This is a genomic window from Paraburkholderia solisilvae (genome assembly GCF_902859875.1).
Lineage (GTDB): Bacteria > Pseudomonadota > Gammaproteobacteria > Burkholderiales > Burkholderiaceae > Paraburkholderia > Paraburkholderia solisilvae.
The window spans coordinates 1-3,048 of the sequence record NZ_CADIKF010000112.1 but is presented as its reverse complement, the minus strand read 5'-3'; the positions used below and the strand labels follow the sequence as shown (position 1 = coordinate 3,048).

At 64.8% G+C, this 3,048-nt stretch carries 2 protein-coding genes and 1 pseudogene; 2 read left to right on the top strand and 1 reads right to left on the bottom strand.

Going from position 1 to position 3,048, the window contains the following annotated elements; all coding sequences use genetic code 11:
- Positions 1–187: pseudogene (locus HV675_RS32300) on the bottom strand (hypothetical protein); the annotation flags it as partial.
- 83 nt (positions 188–270) lie between these two features.
- Between HV675_RS32300 and HV675_RS31965 the strand changes: the two are divergent.
- Positions 271–1,785 (top strand): MDR family MFS transporter, encoded by a 1,515-nt coding sequence (locus HV675_RS31965; protein ID WP_246270678.1) that lies wholly within the window; start codon positions 271–273, stop codon positions 1,783–1,785.
- Positions 1,786–2,277: 492 nt separating this feature from the next.
- Positions 2,278–3,048, top strand: a 771-nt coding sequence (locus HV675_RS31960; RefSeq protein WP_175115453.1) for a zinc ribbon domain-containing protein, incomplete at its 3' end; no start/stop codon positions are given.

Sequence of the window (3,048 nt, the reverse complement as noted above, 5' to 3'; positions counted from 1 at the left end):
CCGATGGACGGCCGGGCCGGCGCGCCGCGGCGGGTTCTGCGGCAATTCCGCTTGCGCGCGTACTCGCGACTGCGCCCGGGACCACGCCCGCGCCCGTGGCGCCATTGCGCACAGCACGCTTGCTTGCGCGCGCGGGCTGTGCCGCACTGCCCGACTGCCTGCCTGACTGCGTTGCTGCTTTGGCCATGACCTTTCACATTTGACGTACGGGACAATGTCGCATATATTAATCTTCGAGTTAATTAATATCAAGCCGTCCCCCGACACATCATGGAACTGAACATGGATGTCAATCCGCCCGCCGCCGTCGAAGCCGTTGCGCATCGCCCGCCCATCCGTCTGCTGTTTCCGGCGCTGCTGCTGGTGATGCTGCTCGCCGCGCTCGACCAGACCATCGTCTCGACCGCACTGCCGACCATCGTCGGCGAGCTTGGCGGGCTCGGCAGCCTGTCGTGGGTGGTCACCGCGTACCTGCTGACATCGACCATCGTCGTGCCGCTCTACGGCAAATTCGGCGATCTGTTCGGCCGCAAGGTGGTGCTGCAAACATCGATCGTGCTGTTCCTGATCGGCTCCGCGCTCTGCGGCGTCGCGCAGAACATGACGCAACTCGTGCTGCTGCGCGCGCTTCAAGGTCTCGGCGGCGGCGGTCTGCTCGTCATCACGATGGCGGCGATCGGCGACGTGATTCCGCCTGCCGAACGCGGCCGGTATCAGGGCGTGTTCGGCGGCGTGTTCGGTCTCGCGACCGTGGTCGGGCCGCTGCTCGGCGGCTTTCTGGTCGACCATCTGTCGTGGCGCTGGATCTTCTACATCAACGTGCCGCTCGGCATCATCGCGTTCGTGGTGATCGGCGCCGTATTCAAGCCGCGCATCGCGCAGGTCAGACACACCATCGACTACATGGGCGCCGCCTTCCTTGCGGGCGCGCTGACCTGCATCATTCTGTTTACGAGCGAAGGCGGCGGGTTGCTGCCGTGGTCGTCCGTCCAGCTGTGGTTCACGCTTGCGCTCGGCGCGATCTGCGTGGCGGGCTTCATTCACGAAGAGCGCCATGCGGCTGAGCCGATCCTGCCGCTCGAACTGTTTGGTCAGCGCACGTTCCTGCTGTCCAGCGCGATCGGGTTTATCGTCGGCGTGTCGCTGTTCGGCTCCGTCACGTTTCTGCCGATGTATCTGCAGGTCGTCAAGCATTCGACGCCCTCCGAAGCCGGCATGCAGATGCTGCCGATCATGGGCGGCGTGCTGGTGATGTCGATCATCAGCGGGCGCCTCATCAGCCGGATCGGTAAATACCGGATGTTTCCGATCATCGGCACGCTGTGCGTCGGCGCCGGCATGGCGCTGCTCTCCACGCTGCAACTATCGACGCCGCTGCACATGATGTACCTGTATATGGGCCTCGTCGGCTGCGGGCTCGGCATGGTGATGCAGGTGCTGATTCTCGCGGTGCAGAACACGGTCGAGTTCAGGCATCTGGGTGCCGCGACATCGGGCGCCACGCTGTTCCGTTCGATCGGCGGCTCGGTGGGCGTCGCCGCGTTCGGCGCGATCTTCTCGAACGGTCTTGCTTCCCGATTGCAAACTTCGCTGCCGGCTGGCGCCGAATTGCCGCACTCGCTCGGCCCTGTTGCGATTCACCAACTTCCCGATGCGTTGCGCAACATCTATCTTCAGGCATTTGCGGGCGCGCTACATACGGTATTCCTCAGCGCCGCGTGTATCGTCGTCCTCGCATTTTCACTAGCGTGGATGATGCAGGATCGTCCGCTGCGCAAGCAATGACGCGGCGCGCACCCGGACGCCCGAGTGCGCGCAACGCAGTCCCGCTCGTTTAGCGTTTCTTATGATTTAAAGAAACGGCGCACCGCGCTGCGCGTTCTCTGTAAAAATTCCCCGCCCCCGATCGTCATCAGTTGGGGTGGCGCCAACCCATCTGTGCGGTAGGTAACAACGGCGATTGACGCGCTGTGGGAAAGCACCCATTCTTTTCCTCAGCGGCCGCGCACGGGTCCGGCGCGACCGCTCTCCTGCGCATGTAGATCGTGAGTTCCGCGAGTCCCCGCCGATCGCTTCAACGACGATCCTGAGCATGCCGAAATGGCTTCGCCATAACGGTGGATTTTCAGCATGTCCGCTCAGACTGTTCGTGACCACAGTTTCCCCACGCCGTGCAGGCGTTGCGGGGGTGTGCTCTATCAATACGTCGATTTCTGCCCGTACTGCGGTACGGATCGCCCGCTCGACACGGTTGCACGCCTGCCCCCGGAGACGTCATTGAGAGCCGTCAGTTCCACCGCGCCGCCCCCGCCCGCGATGTTGCCGGCAGCCGATCCGCCCGGCGACCTGCCGCCGGTGATGCCCGACGACCGGCATATCTCCCCGCTCCAGGTTCCGGCACCGCTGTGGCAAACGGCAGGCCGCTGGATTTTCACGAAGGGTTTGCTGCTCGTCTGGTTCATTCTCGCGCTCGCGTACGCCGCGTATCTGTTGCTGGGCGAAAATCGCAAACCGGAACCGGCGACCGATGAGCTGAACGCGAACTCGTCGGCCGGTTCCATCTCGCCGTATTCATCGCAACAACAGGCGAACCCGGGCGCGCCCGCTGCCGCCGACACGCACGCGCCATCCGCCACGCCGAAGCCGCGCATTGTGCCGCAATACAAGGACGTGTCCGATAGTCTGCGTGCCGCGCGCGCAAGCCTGCAGGACAACAATCTGTCGGACGCGAAAGCCGCCGCCAACGCAGCGCTTGCGCGCGAAGCGGACAACGACGACGCACGTGCGATGCAGCGCGATATCGCCGCACGCGAGCAGCGGCGCGACAGCGCGCTGCAAAGCGCGGACCGTTGCGCGAGCGAGCGCGCATGGGCATGCGTGCAGCAGCAGTCCTCCGAAGCGCTGGCGATCGATGCAAGCAGTCTGCACGCGCAATCGCTACTCGAGCGCGCGATTCTATCGACCGGCTGGACACCGCTCGCCACGCCGGGCCCGGCCGGAACCGGCCAGCCAGCAAGCGCCGCGGCGCCGCTGCCGCGCGGCGCGAGC